2 protein-coding genes are annotated in these 1,129 nt (G+C 27.8%); both read left to right on the forward strand.

The features are described 5' to 3' along the window. Nucleotides 1-60: 60 nt before the first annotated feature. Entirely contained in the window at nucleotides 61-762 is a 702-nt protein-coding gene (locus tag AOG55_RS06660) for an ABC transporter ATP-binding protein (protein ID WP_054964355.1), read from the forward strand. Further along, a partial coding sequence (locus AOG55_RS06665) for a hypothetical protein (RefSeq protein WP_156318791.1) occupies nucleotides 759-1,129 on the forward strand: 371 nt, incomplete at its 3' end. The genes AOG55_RS06660 and AOG55_RS06665, both read left to right, overlap by 4 nt.

Raw genomic sequence — 1,129 nt, forward strand, 5'->3', positions numbered from 1 at the left:
ATAAATAATTACATTCGAATTCAATCAAAAAATATTTATTATGTTATATATTATAACTTTATGCAATGCCTGGAATTCAATTCGGTAACAAAAAAATATGGAGATAAATATGCCCTAAATAATGTTTCATTTTCACTTGAATGCAATAAAAGCTATTCATTAATAGGTCCAAACGGTGCAGGAAAAAGTACAATATTAAAAATAATTTCCGGCCTTATAAGCCCTGATGCAGGAAATGTATCAATAAAGGGCAATAAACCAGGGTCCGATGAGGCAAAAAAAATTACAGGATATCTTGCCGAGGAGGCGTTACCGTATATTAATTTAACAGTTAAGGAAAATTTGCTTTACATAGGGTCTTTAAGGAAAGTTAATGATTTAGAAAAAAGAATTTCATTTTTAATAGACCTATTCGGCCTTGGTTCTTATTTAAATTCCATGGTGTCAAATCTATCAAGGGGAACAAAGCAGAGACTTTCCCTGGCATTGTCAATAATACATAATCCTGAAATTGTTCTTCTTGATGAGCCATTCAATTACATAGATATACCAACACAGGAAAAGATTATAAAATATTTTAAAACAATGAATTCAACATTTTTAATTTCAACTCATGTGATGTCAATTGCAGAAAATTTTACGGAAAATATCATAATGATAAATAATGGTAATATAATATTTAATGGAAAATTATCGGAAATCGAGGAAATGAAATCAGGTAATGAGACAATAGAAAGTTTGATAGCAAGGATGATGTCATGAAATATACATTGACAAGATTATTTTTAAAAACAAAAATTCCTTTGGGCTACTATATCCTGATAATAATTGTAACATTAATGGTCATTCCAGCCTTATTTACATTTTATTCAGCCAATATTAACATCCATCAGGAAAAAATTGCAACACTTTTAATCTCCATAATTGCCATTATAATTGTTATGTTCTCAAATTTGTATACAAATAAATCCGACCGTGATTTTTTACTGGATATACCATTAAAAAAAAGAGATATTTTAAAGGCATATTATGCATATAATTTTATATTAATGTATGTTCCCATCATATTACTTATGCTATTCTCAACACTTTCAATTAATTCTGGTTTAATATTTTTCTTAATATCATA

Origin of the sequence: Acidiplasma cupricumulans, from assembly GCF_001402935.1 — an archaeon.
GTDB classification, from domain to species: domain Archaea; phylum Thermoplasmatota; class Thermoplasmata; order Thermoplasmatales; family Thermoplasmataceae; genus Acidiplasma; species Acidiplasma aeolicum.

Excerpts from the sequence above, each read along its gene's own strand:
- AOG55_RS06660 (WP_054964355.1), top strand. The coding sequence starts at position 61 with ATGCAATGCCTGGAATTCAATTCGGTAACAAAAAAATATGGAGATAAA.